The organism is Kordia sp., assembly GCF_050633145.1.
Classification (GTDB): domain Bacteria; phylum Bacteroidota; class Bacteroidia; order Flavobacteriales; family Flavobacteriaceae; genus Kordia.
In genome coordinates, this window is the sequence record NZ_JBOEFY010000015.1 from 220,784 (window position 1) to 237,829 (window position 17,046).

16 protein-coding genes and 1 pseudogene are annotated in these 17,046 nt (G+C 34.8%); 3 read left to right on the forward strand and 14 right to left on the reverse strand.

What is annotated here, in order from left to right; all coding sequences use genetic code 11:
• Window positions 1-7: 7 nt before the first annotated feature.
• The 12 genes from ACRBBL_RS08370 to ACRBBL_RS08425 all read right to left on the reverse strand — a co-directional run bounded on the left by ACRBBL_RS08370 (window position 8) and on the right by ACRBBL_RS08425 (window position 14,006).
• The gene (locus tag ACRBBL_RS08370) at window positions 8-2,608 is read right to left on the reverse strand and encodes a T9SS type A sorting domain-containing protein (protein ID WP_431368579.1); all 2,601 of its coding nucleotides are present in this window, start codon (window positions 2,606-2,608) and stop codon (window positions 8-10) included.
• A 145-nt stretch (window positions 2,609-2,753) separates the two neighbouring features.
• Complete coding sequence (locus tag ACRBBL_RS08375; RefSeq protein WP_431368580.1) at window positions 2,754-4,484, reverse strand: FG-GAP-like repeat-containing protein; 1,731 nt, start codon at window positions 4,482-4,484, stop codon at window positions 2,754-2,756.
• Between the two features lie 307 nt (window positions 4,485-4,791).
• Window positions 4,792-5,607, reverse strand: coding sequence for an enoyl-ACP reductase FabI (locus tag ACRBBL_RS08380; RefSeq protein WP_431368581.1), 816 nt, complete (start codon window positions 5,605-5,607; stop codon window positions 4,792-4,794).
• Window positions 5,608-5,690: 83 nt separating this feature from the next.
• The gene (recN, locus tag ACRBBL_RS08385) at window positions 5,691-7,346 is read right to left on the reverse strand and encodes a DNA repair protein RecN (protein WP_431368582.1); all 1,656 of its coding nucleotides are present in this window, start codon (window positions 7,344-7,346) and stop codon (window positions 5,691-5,693) included.
• A gap of 70 nt (window positions 7,347-7,416) precedes the next feature.
• Window positions 7,417-8,307, reverse strand: a complete 891-nt coding sequence (locus ACRBBL_RS08390) for a DUF4835 family protein (protein WP_431368583.1) — start codon at window positions 8,305-8,307, stop codon at window positions 7,417-7,419.
• Window positions 8,300-9,511, reverse strand: a complete 1,212-nt coding sequence (gene coaBC / locus ACRBBL_RS08395) for a bifunctional phosphopantothenoylcysteine decarboxylase/phosphopantothenate--cysteine ligase CoaBC (protein ID WP_431368584.1) — start codon at window positions 9,509-9,511, stop codon at window positions 8,300-8,302. The genes ACRBBL_RS08390 and coaBC overlap by 8 nt, the downstream gene beginning before the upstream one ends.
• Before the next feature lie 3 nt (window positions 9,512-9,514).
• Window positions 9,515-9,841: a DNA-directed RNA polymerase subunit omega gene (locus ACRBBL_RS08400; protein ID WP_298514734.1), complete on the reverse strand. Its 327-nt coding sequence runs from the start codon at window positions 9,839-9,841 to the stop codon at window positions 9,515-9,517.
• A 5-nt stretch (window positions 9,842-9,846) separates the two neighbouring features.
• Window positions 9,847-10,641 (reverse strand): outer membrane protein assembly factor BamD, encoded by a 795-nt coding sequence (locus ACRBBL_RS08405; RefSeq protein ID WP_431368585.1) that lies wholly within the window; start codon window positions 10,639-10,641, stop codon window positions 9,847-9,849.
• A 164-nt stretch (window positions 10,642-10,805) separates the two neighbouring features.
• Window positions 10,806-11,669: a DMT family transporter gene (locus ACRBBL_RS08410; protein ID WP_431368586.1), complete on the reverse strand. Its 864-nt coding sequence runs from the start codon at window positions 11,667-11,669 to the stop codon at window positions 10,806-10,808.
• 16 nt (window positions 11,670-11,685) lie between these two features.
• Window positions 11,686-12,603 (reverse strand): ion channel, encoded by a 918-nt coding sequence (locus ACRBBL_RS08415; RefSeq protein WP_431368587.1) that lies wholly within the window; start codon window positions 12,601-12,603, stop codon window positions 11,686-11,688.
• Between the two features lie 9 nt (window positions 12,604-12,612).
• Window positions 12,613-13,494: a 4-hydroxy-tetrahydrodipicolinate synthase gene (gene dapA / locus ACRBBL_RS08420; RefSeq protein WP_431368588.1), complete on the reverse strand. Its 882-nt coding sequence runs from the start codon at window positions 13,492-13,494 to the stop codon at window positions 12,613-12,615.
• Between the two features lie 2 nt (window positions 13,495-13,496).
• Window positions 13,497-14,006, reverse strand: coding sequence for a DUF6913 domain-containing protein (locus ACRBBL_RS08425; RefSeq protein WP_431368589.1), 510 nt, complete (start codon window positions 14,004-14,006; stop codon window positions 13,497-13,499).
• A gap of 304 nt (window positions 14,007-14,310) precedes the next feature.
• Here ACRBBL_RS08425 and ACRBBL_RS08430 point away from each other — a divergent pair, with 304 nt between their 5' ends.
• The 3 genes from ACRBBL_RS08430 (at window position 14,311) to ACRBBL_RS08440 (ending at window position 16,731) form a co-directional block, all read left to right on the forward strand.
• A complete protein-coding gene (locus ACRBBL_RS08430) occupies window positions 14,311-15,060 on the forward strand; it encodes a 5'-nucleotidase C-terminal domain-containing protein (protein WP_431368590.1) in 750 nt (249 codons plus the stop codon).
• Between the two features lie 12 nt (window positions 15,061-15,072).
• Window positions 15,073-15,990, forward strand: coding sequence for a bifunctional metallophosphatase/5'-nucleotidase (locus ACRBBL_RS08435; protein WP_431368591.1), 918 nt, complete (start codon window positions 15,073-15,075; stop codon window positions 15,988-15,990).
• Between the two features lie 249 nt (window positions 15,991-16,239).
• On the forward strand, window positions 16,240-16,731 hold the full coding sequence (locus ACRBBL_RS08440) for a phosphate-starvation-inducible PsiE family protein (RefSeq protein WP_431368592.1): 492 nt from the start codon (window positions 16,240-16,242) through the stop codon (window positions 16,729-16,731).
• Window positions 16,732-16,746: 15 nt separating this feature from the next.
• On the opposite strand, the gene ACRBBL_RS08445 is transcribed toward ACRBBL_RS08440, so the two are convergent.
• Together ACRBBL_RS08445 and ACRBBL_RS08450 are read right to left on the reverse strand one after the other, a co-directional pair.
• Window positions 16,747-16,888, reverse strand: a 142-nt coding sequence (locus ACRBBL_RS08445; RefSeq protein WP_431368594.1) for a hypothetical protein, incomplete at its 5' end; no start/stop codon positions are given.
• A gap of 2 nt (window positions 16,889-16,890) precedes the next feature.
• A pseudogene (locus ACRBBL_RS08450) lies at window positions 16,891-17,046 on the reverse strand (adenylate/guanylate cyclase domain-containing protein); the annotation flags it as partial.

Genomic DNA, 17,046 nt, shown 5'->3' on the forward strand with positions numbered 1-17,046 from the left:
TATAGAATTACTTCACGAATTTTACAACTGAAGTTCTTCCATTTTCTAAAGTTACTCTTGCAAAGAACACTCCATTTTTAACTGAACCTAAATTAGCTTCTCCTGCAGCATCGTTTGGTCTAGCAGTCGTAATAATTTGTCCAACTAAATTGTATACTTCAATAGAAGCGATGTTACTTTGTGCATTTACTACAAAACTATTGTTTACAGTATCTACATAGTGTAAGAAACCTCTAGCTTCAGCAGATTCAACAGATAAAGGTGCACAAGTTACATTAGCAGTCCATCCTGGTCTAGTTACAGATCCATCAGATGTAAATACGAATGTTAAACATCCTGAAGCATCTGTAGACGTGATTGTCATTCCTTGTAAATCTCCTGATCCTGCTGCTGGCGTATCATTTCTATCCCAACACCAGATTGTTCCACCTCCAGCAGGGTCAATTGTTGTTGCCATAGCATCAGCTCCGTTATGAATTGTTAATCCATCCCAACATCCTGTACCATTATTTTCTGCAGAGAAGAAAGTAAATTCAACATTTACACCATCTCCTGCCATATCTGGACAGATTGTATATGTAATGTTTTCACCAACTCCATAATCACCTGAGCTACCTCCAGAATCTAAGAAAATTCCGTTAGTACATGATGGTGGTACCGCTACATAAGGCGTAGCAAATGCAAATGGTCCTGCCCAAGCAGATACTCCACCTGGTCCACAATCAGCTTGTACATAAAATTCATAGTTATTATCTCCTACTAAACCAGTAGCACTATAAGGGTTTGTCATAACTCCTGTAGCTGTAGCTGTTCCAGTAGCTGTTCCTCCTGCAGTGATATCTACTAATTCAATATTCCAAGTAGTTGCAGTTCCGTTTTCTGTCCAACCTAAGTCAGCAGTAGTCTCCATAATATTCGTCGCCGTTAATCCTGATGGTGTTGGGCAAGTTTCTATCGTTGAGAAATTAAATGGTCCAGCCCAAGCAGAGAATGTTCCTCCACCACAATCTGATCTTACATAAAAAGCATAATCATTATTTTGTGTAAGTCCCATTGCTGTATAAGGATTTGTAACTCCTGATGTTGTTGGTGTTCCTGTTGCCATTCCAGAAGCAGTAATATCAACGATTTCGATATCCCATGCTGTAGCAGTTCCATTTTCTGTCCAACCTAAATCAGCAGTTGTATCTGTGATCATCGTAGCACTTAATGCATTTGGTAATGAACATGCTGGTAATTCAGTAAAAGATACATTATCAACTGCAATATCTCCTTCAAAAGTTCCAACTGCAGTTCCTCTTAACGTTATAGTAATTGATTGTCCTGCATATGCAGCTAAATCAACAACAGCTAATTCCCATGCTGCAGTAGCAGATCCTTGTTGTTGTCCTGATAATGTCCAAACATTTGTTGTTCCATTAACAATTACATCTAAAGTACCTATTTGTGCACCAAACATGTGATAGTTAAATGTCAATGCAGGTGCAGTCAATGCTGTTAAGTCTACTAATGGAGAAACTAATTCAGCCACATCTCCGTTTGCTGCTCCTGAAGCTTCCGTATAAAAATAATTCCCAGTAGTAATTGTTGGATCTGGTCCAGTTCCTCCTGATCCTGCGTCTGTACCAGCTGCAGATTCCCAGAAATAAGATGCTCCAGTGTTACTTCCTGTCCAACAGTTTTCAGAAGCAAATGCTGCATCAACAGCAGGCGTGAACGTTTCAAAATCTTCTGTATAAGGTGCTGCAGTTGCTGCACAAGCTGTTGTAAATGTAAATGGTCCAATCCAAGCAGATGTTCCAGATCCACCACAGTCAGCTCTTACATAAAAGTCGTATGCTGTTTCAGCTGTAAGTCCAGTTGCGTTATAAGGGTTTCCAACTCCTGAAGCCGTTGGCGTACCAGTAGCAGCTGTTCCACTTGTTAAAATTTCAATATCCCATGCTGTAGCAGTTCCACCTTCTGTCCAACCTAAATCAGCAGTTGTATCAGTAATAGAAGATGCAGTTAACATAGAAGGATCAATACATGACGGCGGTGCAGCAGATGTAATTGTTGGTGAAGTTACACACCATCCCCATTGCCAACCTCCTTGGTCATTGTAAGAAATACGGTATTGAAAACCAGATAATTGAGTAGCTGTAAATCCAGAAATATCTAAAATAGGTGTTGTATAAGCTTCTGTATTCGCACATGTTTGAAAATCATTTACAGTTGAGTTTCCTGCAAATGTGTGTAATGTAGACCACGTCATAGCATCTGCATCATACGTTTCAATGATTAAAACATCACCACCAAGAGCTCTATAAGTAAATGCGCTATTGATAGTAATCCATGTTTCTCCAGCTCCATTTGCAGCAGTAAGATCGATTACTGGTGAAGTAGCTTGGATATCATCTGCAGAACCGTTTCCAGCTGCATCATCATCCCATGTTAATGAAGTTCCTGCTCCTGTTGGATCAGATAACAATCCACCTGCGGTATATGTTCCGGAAAGTGTCCAACCTGCATTAGGCCAATTTGCAGCTTGATTTAATGTTTGAGAGACACCTACATAGGTACCTAACAAGCACATAATCATAAAAATTTTAAGTGTAATTTTTTTCATAAATAAGTTTGATTTTTGTTAGTTAGTTGAATATCAATAGAAAGAACCACAATTTTTTTGAATCAGACACGTTAATATCGTTGAAAAACGTTTTTTTGTCGATAAAATACCAAAAAAGAGATTTTTCCTACTGTTTATGTTTGCATTATTTTAACATTATTTTTTTATTAAACACCTTATTTTCTCCTATTATTTTAAGCATATAATAGCCCGAAGATAGCGCTGTAATATCTATATAATCTTGTTCCGTTATTTTACCATTTTTTACGTGCGCTCCTTTACTATCAAAAACAATATATTTATATGTTTCATTTGTAGTAGTTTGTACCCAAATTTTTCCTGTCGTTGGGTTTGGATAAACTTGAATTGCCGTTTTTTCTTGAAATTCTTCTGTACTTAAAGGATTACTGCCTTCTATAATATTTAATGCTTGATTTGGCGCTACATTATATAAGATGTCCTGCGCTCCACCAAGCCAAGTAATTTTCACATAATCTATTGTTGCGTTATTTCCTATTCCAAAGAATTCTGTTTCTGAGTTTTGTGATATATACCCTTCTCCACAGACTGTATATCTATATTGTGATACACCTTCACTTTTGAGTTCTATTGTAGCACCAACACCTTGTTTGTTACTAGCAACACCCTGTAAGTTTACTTTTAGCCAGTTATTAGTTGATACCGTTTGATTTTTCCACAGAAAGATATCATCGCCGCCAGAATTGCTTACTACAATTTCAGGAAAACCATCATTGTCTGTATCTCCAATAGCATTGGCATAACTTTCGCTTGTGTCGTTTTCAAATCCAGAACTACTTTCTATGCTAAATGTTCCATTGCCATTGTTCGTGTAAAATGCTGCCGACATTAGCATTGGCACAGCTCCATCCAATGATCCGCTTACGTATAAATCTAAGTCACCATCATTTTCGGCATCCAAAAATACAGATCCCCATGCTATGCTTTCAAACATCGTTCCTGTTCCTGAAGCTATGTTGGTAAAAGTTCCGTCACCATTATTTCTTAACAAATAGTTTCCAGGAATTCCATTCGTCACATAAATATCAAACCAACTATCTCTATCAAAATCCGCAATTGTAACCGACATTGCGTCTATTGCTAGATTCGTTCCCGATTCTTCACTTACATCTGTAAATGTACCATCGCCATTATTTTTGTAGAGAATATTTGTAGTGTTTACTTTATCGTTTGCCATGTAAATATCTTGCCAACCGTCATTATTGTAGTCAAAAAATGCGGAACAAAAGGATAAATGACTTCCATTGTCAATCCCAGCCGCTGCACTTACATTGGTAAACGTACCATCACCATTGTTTTTATATAAGTAGTTTGGTTGCGGAAGACTTAATCCTCTGTTACATAAGAATAAATCTAAATTCCCATCATTATTGTAATCGCCCCAAGAAGCTCCAAAATTATCTTGAGCTGCAATTGGTAGACCACTCGCAACAGTAACATCAGTGAGTCCGGTTCCATTGTTTCTATATAAACGACTTCCATCTACATCGCCAGAAACGTATAAATCTTTATCTCCATCATTGTCAAAATCGACCCAAATCACCTGTTTTTGCTGCGCATTATTGTTTGGAACTAATGTAGTTTCAAGCGCATACGTTCCATCACCATTATTTCTGTAGATTTTTAAAGGATCACCGCTTTGCGTTGCAATGGTAATATCGTCCCATCCATCATCATTGTAGTCACAGAAAGAGATTCCTCCTCCAAGATAAATAGTACCACTATAGTCATCAACTCCAATAGTTGACGCTTGATTTTCAAAATAAATTTGTGCGTTTAGTTGAAAATAGAAGGTATATATTATGATAGAAAAGGTGATACGTAGTCGTCTTTTCATAAGCAGTCGGTAAATAATTTATTGAGTTCGAGACTCCTAAGCTATTAAAACAACTGAAACTTCACAAATATTTAACACTATATCTCTTTGTCAAAATCAACAATAAAGCTGAGTATTACTGAGAAAACCTATGTGTTTACTAGGGTTTGCAAACAATTTAAAATTTTTCTATGTATGAATATTTTTTCATGCAAGCACCAAAACATAATTCATAATTTCAATCGAACTCAATATCAACGTTATTTTTTCACAAAAAAATGCCTCTAAGATTCCTTAGAGGCATTTTTAAAATGATATGTGTGTATTTTTATTCTTCTGAGAATCTTTCAATAACTTCCTGACTAACACCTGTGTTAGAAAATCCGCCGTCGTTGTATAGATTTTGCATCGTTACTCGCTTTGTTAAGTCCGAGAATAATGATACTGTATAGTTTGCACAATCTAACGCAGTCGCATTACCAAGCGGCGACATTTTTTCTGCATACGAGATAAATCCTCCAAACCCTTTTACTCCTTGTCCAGCCGTAGTTGGTGTTGGTGATTGGGAGATGGTATTTACACGTACTTTTTTCTCTTTTCCAAAGAAATAACCAAAACTACGTGCAATAGATTCCAAATAGGCTTTGTTATCTGCCATATCGTTGTAATCTGGGAATGTACGTTGTGCAGCCATGTATGTTAACGCTACAATACTTCCCCACTCACTCATTGCATCAGTTTTGTAAAGTGTTTGCATTACTTTGTGAAAAGATACCGCAGAAACATCCCAACCTTTGGTCATCCAATCGTATTTTAAATCTGTATAATGTCTTCCTTTACGAACATTTACAGACATTCCAATAGAATGTAATACAAAGTCAATTTTTCCGCCAAGGATTTCCATTGACTTGTCTACCAAGTTTTGAATGTCTTCAAGGTCTGTAGCATCTGCAGGAATAATTTCTGAACCCGTTTTTTCTGCTAGTTCTTTTATTTTCCCCATACGCATTGCAATTGGTGCATTTGTTAATACAAATGTTCCGCCTTCTTCATGCACACGTTCTGCAGTTTTCCATGCAATAGAGTTTTCATCTAAAGCACCAAATATGATTCCTCTTTTTCCTTTTAATAAGTTATATGACATGCTTGTTTATTTTAGTCGTTTGCTGGTTCAAAGATATGGTAAAAGATTGAATTGATCGATTTCTACGATTCGAATCTTCTTTTTTACAATTGTAATAATTCTTTTGCGTTTGCCAAGGCTGAATCTGAGATTTTAGCACCACTTAACATCTGCGCAATTTCCTGTATACGTTCTTCTGTTTGCAATTGTTTTAATTGCGTGGTTGTCACTTCGTTTATGTCTTGCTTATAGACTTTAAAATGTTGCTTTCCTTTGGCAGCAATTTGTGGTAAATGCGTAATAGAAAATACTTGCATGCTTTTACTCATTTGCTGCATGATTTTTGCCATTTTATTGGCTACTTCTCCCGAAACTCCTGTATCAATTTCGTCAAACATAATCGTAGGCAATTGCATGTATTTAGATAAGATAGCTTTGATACACAACATTACTCGTGATAATTCTCCACCAGAAGCTGCTTTTTTCAACTCGTTGAAGTTTCCTCCTTTGTTGGCAGCAAATAAGAATTGTAAATCGTCCATTCCGTTTGAATAGAATTGATTGGCCAATTGTACCTTAATATCAAAGCGTGCATTTGGCATACCCAATGTTGCCAGCATATTTTCTAGTTGCTGCACCAGTGTTGGAATCCCTTTAGAACGTTTTGCGTGAATTGTTTTTGCTATTTGCTTGAGTTGTTTGCTCAGTTCTTGCAATTCTTTTTCTTTTGCTAGAATGACCTCATCTATGTTTTCTGAAACGGAAGCTTTTTCTGAAAGTTCTGATTGAATCGATAGTAGTTCTTCAACCGTTAGTACATTGTGTTTTTTCTGTAGATCGAATATTTTTTGAAGTTTTCCTGAGATTTCTTCAAATACTGATGAATCAAAAGAAACTTCTCCTTGCAAGTTGATGATTTCATTGTAAATATCATCCAATTCAATATAAGAGCTTTTTACACGTGCTGCCAGTTGCTGAAATTCAGGTGCAATATCTGCCAGTTTCCCTGAAGCTGCTTGCAATTCTGAAAGCAAATTTAATACACCTATTTGTTCGTCCGAGAGTATTTGTTCGGAAGCACTTAAATTCGTTTTGATGTCTTCTGCATTATTCAAGCGTTCATACTGTGCTTCCAAATCGGCAAGAATCAAACCTTCTAATTTAGCTTCTTCCAATTCTTTAAGCAAGAACATATTATAATCATGCTCTTTTTCTAAAGCTGCACGTTCTTTTTGTATGTTTCGTAATTCTTTTTCTGTGGATTGATATTTTTTTAATACGGTTTGATACGAATCAACTTCATCAGAAACAGCTGCCAATATATCAATCACTTGAAATTGAAATTGATTGTCTGTTAGCTGTAATGTTTGATGTTGTGAATGGATGTCTATCAATTGATCGCCCAAAGCATTTAATACATCCAAACGAACAGGAACATCGTTTACAAAAGCTCTCGATTTTCCAGAAGGCAATATTTCTCGGCGTATAATGGTATCGTGATCGTAATCGAGATCCTTTTCTTCAAAAAAGTTTTTAAGCTTGTACTTTTTTATAGAAAATTCAGCTTCAATCACACATTTGTGTGTTTTGTCTTTTAAAGAAGATAAATCTGCACGCTTTCCTAATATCAATGCCAATCCGCCAAGGAGAATAGATTTTCCTGCTCCAGTTTCACCAGTAATGATCGTTAATCCTTTATCAAATTCTACTTGTAAAGAATCAATGAGTGCAAAGTTTTTTATAGAAAGTTGTGTGAGCAATGTAGTCGCGTTTTTATTACGTTAGTTTCAACACACAAAAATAGCGTATTGCTCTAAATTTTCGCAAGAATCAGAATTTAATTTTTTCCCACTTGGTTGCGTGGAATGGCGCGACTTTGTTTAGGGTTTCTACCAATTTAACTACATTTACTTTTGGTCCACCAGAAAATATTCGTTGAATTTCATCTGCTTTGGCGTCAAAAAATGTTTGTAATAGGAAGGAATTCGGTCTACGATTGTTTAGTGCTTTAAAGAATTCTAATACGCCACTAATGGCATCTTTTCCAGCGCGAGCATCATCTGCCATTTTATCCATTCCTACTCTATGGTAGTTGTACATTACAGTTCTGTACTCTTTATGCGTATTGTTAAGCATATTGTCTAACAATGTCCAACGTGTACGGTTTCCATCAGCTTCTTTCCATCCTAAAAACGGACTTGATTGTGATAAGTTTACAATTTGTTGTGCTTGTGCAAAATAATTTGATCCGCCACGAAGCGCGAACGTATCTGCATCAATTCCCAAAATTACATATACATAATACGCAACTACTGATACTAAGTTTGTAGTGAAAGCATTTGGATTGTATACAATTGGTTGAAACTCTTGATAGATAAATTTAAATTGTTTGTCATTAAAGTTAAATACCGGCGATTCAAAAGATGAATTATAAATTGGACGTGATGATTGTACTTGAATTGTTGCAATAAATTCATCAGAATTGTATTGAGATACATTGATTACCATACTACAATTAATACGTTCTGATGCCGCAAACTTTTTATTTGTCCATTGCGTTTTATTCACAAAGTCGTTCAAAGAACGTTCGAGTGTCTTAAAGATTTGTTGATTGGTTTGATTTACCTGTTGTGCATCAATCGTAATTTGACAATTGAGTTCTTGTGCAGTTATAGATGAAACTCCACATAAAAGTAAAAGACTTAAAACAAGATTACGCATGGATTCGCTTTAAAATTTCATTAAATATATCAATGGCTACTTCGGCTTTCGATTTTAACCCAAAAGCTAAGGTATTCATTTTTTTGTCAATAATAGTTACTTTATTCGTTGGTTTTCCAAATCCGGCTCCTTTATCGTTTAAAGAATTTAGCACAATCATGTCTAAATTTTTACGGGTAAGCTTTCCTTTGGCGTTTTCTAGTTCATTATTTGTTTCTAAAGCAAAACCTACTAAAAATTGTGCTTTTTTTATTTCTCCTAATGAAGCTAAAACATCTTTTGTTTTAACCAATTCAATATGTAACGATGAATCTTTCTTTTTTATTTTCTGAGTTGCCACATCTTTTGGTTTATAATCGGCAACTGCTGCTGAAAGAATGGCTATATCTACGGAAGAAAAATCGTTGTGTGCAGCAGTATACATGTCTTCTGCACTAATTACATTTACTACATTTACCAATGAATGTGAAATGCTTAAATTGTTTGGTCCAGCAATTAAAGTCACCTCTGCGCCTAAGTTAGCAGCGGCACGAGCCAATTCGAAGCCCATTTTCCCTGACGAATGATTTCCTATAAAACGCACAGGATCTATAGCTTCATAAGTTGGACCAGCGGTAATCATGACTTTTTTTCCTTTCAACGGAAGTTTGTCCAAAATATCTTTTTCAATAAAAGCTACCATATCTTCTGGCTCTGCCATACGCCCTTCTCCAACTAAACCACTTGCCAATTCGCCACTTGTAGCGGGAATCATTGTGTTTCCAAATTTGGTAAGTTGTTCAAAAGAGTTTTTGGTAGATGGATGTTTGTACATGTCCAAATCCATTGCAGGAGCAAAATATACTGGACATTTTGCAGAAAGATAGGTTGCTAGCAATAGATTATCGCTTGTACCTGAAGCCATTTTAGACATTGTGTTTGCTGTTGCAGGAGCAATCAACATAAAATCTGCCCACAAACCTAATTCTACATGATTTGTCCATACTGCATTTTCGTCCTCTTCATTGGTAAAAGAGGAATGCACTGGATTTTTAGATAATGTAGATAGTGTTAACGGCGTAATGAAGTCTTTGGCAGCAGGCGTCATAATCACTTTGATTTCAGCGCCTGCTTTTATGAATAACCGTACTAAAGAAGCTGTTTTATAAGCGGCAATGCCAGCGGTAACGCCTAATACTACTTTTTTGCCTCTTAATATTGACATATATTATGCTTCTTCTTTTGTGTTACGGTAGTAAATTTTGTCTTCTAACCATTCGTGTACAGCAATTGCATGTGGCTTTGGAAGTTTTTCGTAAAATTTAGATACTTCAATTTGCTCTTTGTTTTCGAAGATTTCTTCTAAACTATCGTTATGTGTAGCAAACTCATCTAATTTTTCGATCAATTCTTTCTTAATTTCAGAGTTGATTTGAATGGCTCTTTTAGCTACAACCGAAATTGCTTCATAAATGTTGTCCGTTGGCGCATCAAACTGATTTCTTTCGATTGTTTTTGTGCTGATTGGAGCGTCTAAGTTTTTTATATCAACCATAATTGTTATTTTGAAATTTTTGCTAATTCTTCTGTTATAGAAGCCATAATTTTATCGGCTTCTTCTTTGTATTTTGATTCTGGGTAAAATTTAATCAACGATTTGTACGCTGATGCAGCTTCATTGAAACGACTTTCCATTAATTCTTTAAAACTTTTACCTGCTAAGTTATACATAGCATCTAGTCTTAAAAACATTGCGTCTTCTCTGAATGATGTTCCAGGGAAATCTGAAAGAAAGTTTTCTGTTGCTTTGATGGAAGCTTTGTAATCTGAAATTGTATTGTATTGTTTTGCAATTTCGTATGCTTTCTTTTCAATCTTAGTTGTCAATTCTTCAACCATTTCATTGGCACTATCAAGATATTCTGAATCTGGATAGTTATTAATGAATCCTTGTAACTTATTAATTGCTGTAACCGTTTCTCTTTGATCTATACTGTAACGAGGCGATTGCATGTAATAGCTTTTTGCTTCATAAAAAGAAGCAGCCTGAATACTATCACTTTTTGGATATGAACGTACAAAACGCTCAAATTGATATCCTGAAACAATATATTGTTCAATCTCAAATAATGTGCGTCCATACAAAAATGTAACACGCTCTCCCTGTGGTTTCCCTCTAAATTTAGGTACAATCTGTTCGAAAAGTCTACTCGATTTTTTAAACTTCTTCTCTTTGTAATAACGCTCCGCAAGTTCGTATTTTACTTTCGTATCTTCCGACTTTAATGCTTTTTGGTATTCGCTACAAGAAGCAAGCGTAGTAACAGCTAAAATTAGGTATAAGAATTTCCTCATCTTTTTAAACATCTGGCAAAAATAGGTATTTATTATGTATTATGAAAACATTTTTAAACCGCTAAATTAACTTTACAAATCTGATTTTAGTATTCTTTATCATAGTTTTAACTTTTTTGGAAGATTTAAAGACAATTATGCTTTAAAAAAGAATATAAAATAGCTTATGTTTTCTTTGTAGAACGCAAACTTTCTATAACTACCGTTGCAACGATAAGTGCTCCTCCCAAATATACATTTGTCGTTGGTTTTTCCCCTAAAAAGATAAACGCTAAAATGATGCCGTAAATAGGCTGAACACTAGCAATGATACTAGCTGTACTCACCGAAAAGTATTTTAAACTTTGAACAAATAACGTGTGCCCTATTGCTGTTGTAAGCAAGGCTAGTAATACTACATACGGATATTGTGTTGTTATTGCTGAAGTGTCTAATATGAAAACTAACGGAAATAATGCGATGGTTATGACTGCTAGTTGATACAACATTAATGTTGTTCCATGGTACTGATCTACATGTCTTTTTAGGATTAATACACGAAAAGAATAACATAAGGCAGACAGCAATCCGAATAAGATTCCTTTTACATGAGCGCTTTCCAAGTTAAATTCTGGTACTAATAAATAAACTCCTAGAAGAATCATTATTCCAAAAAGTATGTGAATCGGATGAAATTTTACTTTTACAAAAAAGGGTTCTAGCAAGGCAGTAATAATTGGAAATGTGAATAGAGATAACATTCCTATAGCTACATTGGAGAGCTTCAATGCGTAAAAATATGTAATCCAATGTGCTCCTAAAAACAACGCACTTAAAATCATTGTTGGTGCATCTTTTTTAGTATGCAATCCTATTTTTATGTTTTTGTATTTACAATATAAAAACAGAAGTACTACCGCCAAGAAAGCACGCCACCAAATAACAATCTCTGTAGGCATGGCTATATATTTCCCTAAAACTCCTGAAGTACTTATAAATAATGTTGCTAAATTGAGTTGCAATAGATTATTTATCGCGTGTTTGCCCATGGTTGTCCTTTTAAAACTACATTTTCTTCGTATTACTTATTTTGTGATGATCTAAAACGGTAAATCCATCTTCATCATAATAGAATGCTTTTTCGAAAGTAACATTCATCAATAACTCTTCAAACGTATACGAATGCAGTTTGTATACTTCTTCATTGAACGCTTCATCATAATATGAAACCATAATTAAGAACTCACCATTGAGTGTTTTGAGTTCTTTTTCTGAAAATTTATACAAAGGTGAATCTTCAGTAATTTCATGCACCAAAGTCCATGTAGTTGGCAAATAGGTTATATGATCTCTTTCCAGCGCTAGCTGATAAAAATTGCGTTTATACACTTGTTCTTTATCAGCTTCTGTAATAGCTAACGTGACTTTTACACTCGGATTTATCATCACATCCCTTTTGCTATTCATCAACCGAAACATCAACGCTTTTCCTTCTTTAAAATCACGATAAATGATATTGTCACTAAATTCTATAGATGCTTTTGGCTTGGAAAAACGCCCATACAATAGTCCAGTTATGAACGAAAAACTTAACAATCCGATCAAAGCTTGACTACTTGAAACTATTCCAGAGAGTACATTTGTAGGCGCCATTGCTCCATATCCTAAAGTTGTAATGGTTTGTGAAGAAAAGAAAAAAGCATTCACAAAATCGACTACTAAACTTTGAGGTTCTACAGAGATGTATTCAACACCAATAAGAACATATATAGTTGCAAAGGTTATGTTTAGTACAAAGTATGCTAATAATACTAAGCAAAAAAAGCGTGTCCAACTAATATCTACCAAATATGCATACAGCGCTGAAATTCCAGCTTTGCCATGTACATGTTTTATGTTGAACGAACCGTCTTTGTTAACAATTCGTTTTGCACTTGTAGTCGAAGCAACTCCAAAACCTGGGTCTTTTACTTTTTTTGCCATTTAGTTTATTTATGCATTCAATGCATCTGTAAAATCATTCAATTTTTGTTTGAGTGCATCTGAAGCTTCTATCAAAGGCAAACGTACAGTTGCTGTTGAAAGGTTCAATTTTTCAAAAACGGCTTTGATTCCCGCAGGATTTCCTTCTTCAAAAATATAATCGATAGAAGGCATCATTTCATAATGAAGTTCGTTTGCAGCTTTTACATTTCCTGCCAATCCTAAACGCACCATTTCCGAAAATTCTTTTGGATATCCTTGTCCTATTACAGAAATAACTCCTGCTCCACCCGCAAAAACCATTGGCAAGGTAATCATATCATCACCCGAAATTACTAAGAAATCTTTTGGAACATCTTTAATTAGTCGCATGGCTTGTACCATATCGCCTGCAGCTTCTTTTACTGCAATAATATTTTCAAAATCAGTTGCCAATCTTATAATCGTTTCTGGCAATATGTTACTTGCAGTTCGTCCTGGGACATTATATACTACAATTGGTTTTGGACTCGCTTCAGCAATCGCTTTAAAATGCTGATAAATTCCTTCTTGCGTAGGTTTATTATAATATGGAGAAACAGACAATACAGCATCTATATCCTGTAAATCTGTAGTTTGCAATTCATTTACAACTGCAGCAGTGTTGTTTCCGCCTATTCCTAAAATAATTGGTAAACGTTTATTATTTGCCTTTACAATTGTATCTATTACCAACTGTTTTTCTTCGTTTGTTAAAACTGCATTTTCGGCTGTCGTTCCTAAAACAACCAAATATTCTATACCGCCTTCAATTACATGTTCAACAATATTTGTCAATGCAACTGTATCTACTGAAGTATCTGTATTAAAAGGTGTCACCAGCGCAACTCCGGTTCCTATGAATTTCTTCATTATTATAATTTATTTAGTATGTGTAAATATGTATGTAGTTCTTTTGCAAATGTTGCAACTTCGTTTTCTTTTGTTTGAATGATGACATCGTGTATTTCTTGATTGCTTCCTGCAATACCAACTTTAAATGTTGCTTTTTGCAATCCTGAAGCCAATTGTAAAGGCACACTATCATCGCTGTAATAACTGATTAATAAATCGTATGGTTTCTCTAAAAACTGCTTCAATTCATCCGTTTTTGCTTTTCCTTTCCAGCCAAAGTCTTTTTCGTAAAAAACGGGATAGTTTATTTCACGAGTTTTTAGAAAGTTTTTATGGTAACACAACACGTCGATTACTACATTTAACTTCAAACTTTTAATGATGTGCTGAAAATCTTCTAATACGTCCGCATTCACAATAACACCAACGCTTTGAATAGGTTTTGAACTTACTTCTTTCGTTGCGGTATTCTTGAGCTTTTTTGTAAGTACTTTCTTAGCTGATTTATGTTGTAATCCTTTTAAAAACATGTATGCGAGTTGATATTTGACAAAAGTACTCTTTTTCCATAAAAAAAGAGATGCATGTTTGTATATGCATCTCTTGTATTAAAAAAAATACAACTAATGTTTTTCCCCGCGAACGTTAGTTATACACGAAGTTACAAGGAGTTTTTCGAAAGAAAAAAATTATTTCGTAAGCGTCGTTTTTTAACAACGAACGTCGAATTTTGACAAGTAATCACAAAAAAAGTGTGTGTTTTTACAATTATTTAGTGTAGTTGGCAACGCTTGTGTGTTTGATTTTTTATAATTTGCCACATATTTAGTATTTATGAGAAAAATTATTGCGCTACTTGCTATTTTTTTAGCATTTTCTTGTTCTAAAGAAAAGCAGCTTATTTCCAAGATTGAAGGAAAACGTATTAATATAAATGATTCCTTGACCGCAAATCAAGAGATTGAAGATTTTATTAAACCATTTCGTGAGCGTATTCAGGAAGATATGGATAAAGTGCTGAGTTATGCACCTAAAAACATGCATAAGAATGATGGCGCTCTAGAAACTACAATTGGTAATTTAATGGCTGATTTGGTGAAATCGCAAAGCGAACCTGTTTATAAGAAACGAACGGATAAGAGTATTGATATTTGCCTGTTGAATCATGGCGGAATTCGTGCACCAATTCCTGCAGGGCCAATTAAGACACGAACTGCTTTTAATGTAATGCCTTTTGAGAATTCGATTGTTGTGGCTGAATTAACTGCTGAGAACATTCATAACATGGTTAGTTATTTAGCAAAGGCTAAACGTGCACATCCAATTTCTGGTTTAACCATTAAACTCGATAAAGATTTGAATGTAACAGAAGCCTTGGTAAACGGAAAAGCTATTGAAGATGGAAAAACATATACAGTAGTGACTTCCGATTATTTACAAAATGGTGGTGACCGAATGAATTTCTTGAAAGATCCGGAATCTTTAGAAGTTTTAGATTATAAAATTCGAAATGCAATGATTGATTATTTTAAAACTGTTGACACCATTCCTGCGCAACTTGATGGCAGATTTATACAACAATAACCTAACTAAGAAATGAAGAGAAGAGATTTTATACAAAATTCGTTGGCAACTAGTGCTTTTGTAACTTTAGGAGGTTTGTCTTTACAGAGTTTTACAGCGAGTTCAGCAAAGAAACATATTACTATTTTACATACAAACGACGTACACAGTCATATTGATCCTTTTGGGGCCAATCATCCAAGAAACCCAAATCAAGGAGGTGCAGCACGTAGAGCAAGTTTGATTGCTAATATTAGAAAAGAAAATCCAAATACATTGTTGCTAGATGCAGGTGATATTTTTCAAGGAACACCTTATTTTAATTATTATGGTGGCGAGTTGGAATTTAAACTGATGAGCATGATGAAGTACGATTTGGCTACGATTGGAAATCACGATTACGACAATGGTATTGACGGTTTGTATGCGCAGTTACCAAATGCAAATTTTGATTTTGTTTCTGCCAATTACGATTTTAAAAATACCGTTTTAGATACACATGTAAAACCATACAAGATTTTCCAAAAAGATGGAATTAAGATTGGTATTTTTGGACTTGGCGTAAAGCTTGAAGGTTTGGTAGATAAACGTATGTACAAAGAAACTGTATATAATGATCCTATTGAATCGGCACAAGATATGAGTCGTATTTTGAAAGAAGAAGAAAAGTGCGATTTAGTAATTTGTTTGTCTCACATTGGGTATAACTACAAAAGAAACCCTGAACGACCTTCTGATTTGAAGTTAGCGCGTGCTACCAAAGATATTGACTTAATTATCGGCGGACATACACATACATTTTTACCAAAACCAACGATTGAAAAAAACAGCAAAGGAGAATCTGTTTTGGTGAATCAAGTTGGTGCCTATGGTATTTATGTGGGAAGAGTTGATTTTTACTTTGATGATGAAAAGAATGTAATTGCTAACGGGAAATCGATTATTGTGTAGTTGGTTGTTGGTTTTCGATAAATTTACCTTCAAAACTCATATTAACTACAACTTATGATTATTTTCTTAAAATCATATTTGCTTGATTTTTATAAGAGTACTGTTTTACTATCTTTTTAATCTTCAAATATATCTACTTCTTTGATGGTTTTGTCAACGATTCGCTCATCACACTATTGAAACTATTGCTATATTTTAGTTATATTGGCATGACCTTACAAAAGATGTAAAATCAATTCATACAGACAGATGAAAAAAATAGACAGAAAAATATTAAACGTAGTTGAATCTATTGAAAAATGGATCATTATTATATTACTATTCTCTTTATTATTAGTAGTCATCTATACTGCAATTGTATTCTTAGGAATGTTGTTTTCGGGTATTTTGGATGGTATTGAACATTCATTCTCACAAGACAACAACATTATGAAACACCTGCATCAAGTATTTGGTGGCTTCTTGTCTGTTTTAATTGGAATTGAATTATTACACACCATTAAGATGTATTTAAAGGAAGACGTTGTTCATGTCGAAATCGTATTGTTAGTCGCGCTAATTGGTGTTTCAAGACACGTAATCGATTTAGACATCGCACACATGAAAGCCTTAACCCTTTTCGGGATTAGTTCGTTGATTATCGTATTAGCTGGCGGTTATTACTTGATCAAAAAAGTAATGCGTACGGATAAAAATGCAGCGAACCAATTAGAGAAACGTGCGGAGAATTTAAAAGAGTAAACTAATCATTTACAGTTACAAGTTAATCCGCTCCACAGAATACACTTTTAAAGCAATATTTTTCCCTTTTAAAATAATTTCATCCTCAAACTGCGCACTAAAATCTGCGTCAAGAGTGCTGTCTCTTATACACATCTCCGAGCCCACGAGACGCTCANNATGTTCAGAAATCACCATTTCGGCTTTTAAGCGATTGCATTCACCTTCCAATCGTGATGCGGTATTGATGGTATCTCCGTGATAGGCAATTTCACGTTTTAACTTTCCAACTTCTGCCACCATCACAACTCCTGTATTGAGTCCTGCTTTAAATTC

Coding starts and splice junctions, on each gene's coding strand:
- ACRBBL_RS08405 (WP_431368585.1), bottom strand. CDS start 10,641: ATGAGGAAATTCTTATACCTAATTTTAGCTGTTACTACGCTTGCTTCT.
- ACRBBL_RS08400 (WP_298514734.1), bottom strand. CDS start 9,841: ATGGTTGATATAAAAAACTTAGACGCTCCAATCAGCACAAAAACAATC.
- ACRBBL_RS08390 (WP_431368583.1), bottom strand. CDS start 8,307: ATGCGTAATCTTGTTTTAAGTCTTTTACTTTTATGTGGAGTTTCATCT.
- ACRBBL_RS08410 (WP_431368586.1), bottom strand. CDS start 11,669: ATGGGCAAACACGCGATAAATAATCTATTGCAACTCAATTTAGCAACA.
- ACRBBL_RS08415 (WP_431368587.1), bottom strand. CDS start 12,603: ATGGCAAAAAAAGTAAAAGACCCAGGTTTTGGAGTTGCTTCGACTACA.
- ACRBBL_RS08435 (WP_431368591.1), top strand. CDS start 15,073: ATGAAGAGAAGAGATTTTATACAAAATTCGTTGGCAACTAGTGCTTTT.
- ACRBBL_RS08440 (WP_431368592.1), top strand. CDS start 16,240: ATGAAAAAAATAGACAGAAAAATATTAAACGTAGTTGAATCTATTGAA.
- ACRBBL_RS08380 (WP_431368581.1), bottom strand. CDS start 5,607: ATGTCATATAACTTATTAAAAGGAAAAAGAGGAATCATATTTGGTGCT.
- ACRBBL_RS08425 (WP_431368589.1), bottom strand. CDS start 14,006: ATGTTTTTAAAAGGATTACAACATAAATCAGCTAAGAAAGTACTTACA.
- ACRBBL_RS08375 (WP_431368580.1), bottom strand. CDS start 4,484: ATGAAAAGACGACTACGTATCACCTTTTCTATCATAATATATACCTTC.
- ACRBBL_RS08370 (WP_431368579.1), bottom strand. CDS start 2,608: ATGAAAAAAATTACACTTAAAATTTTTATGATTATGTGCTTGTTAGGT.
- coaBC (WP_431368584.1), bottom strand. CDS start 9,511: ATGTCAATATTAAGAGGCAAAAAAGTAGTATTAGGCGTTACCGCTGGC.
- ACRBBL_RS08430 (WP_431368590.1), top strand. CDS start 14,311: ATGAGAAAAATTATTGCGCTACTTGCTATTTTTTTAGCATTTTCTTGT.
- dapA (WP_431368588.1), bottom strand. CDS start 13,494: ATGAAGAAATTCATAGGAACCGGAGTTGCGCTGGTGACACCTTTTAAT.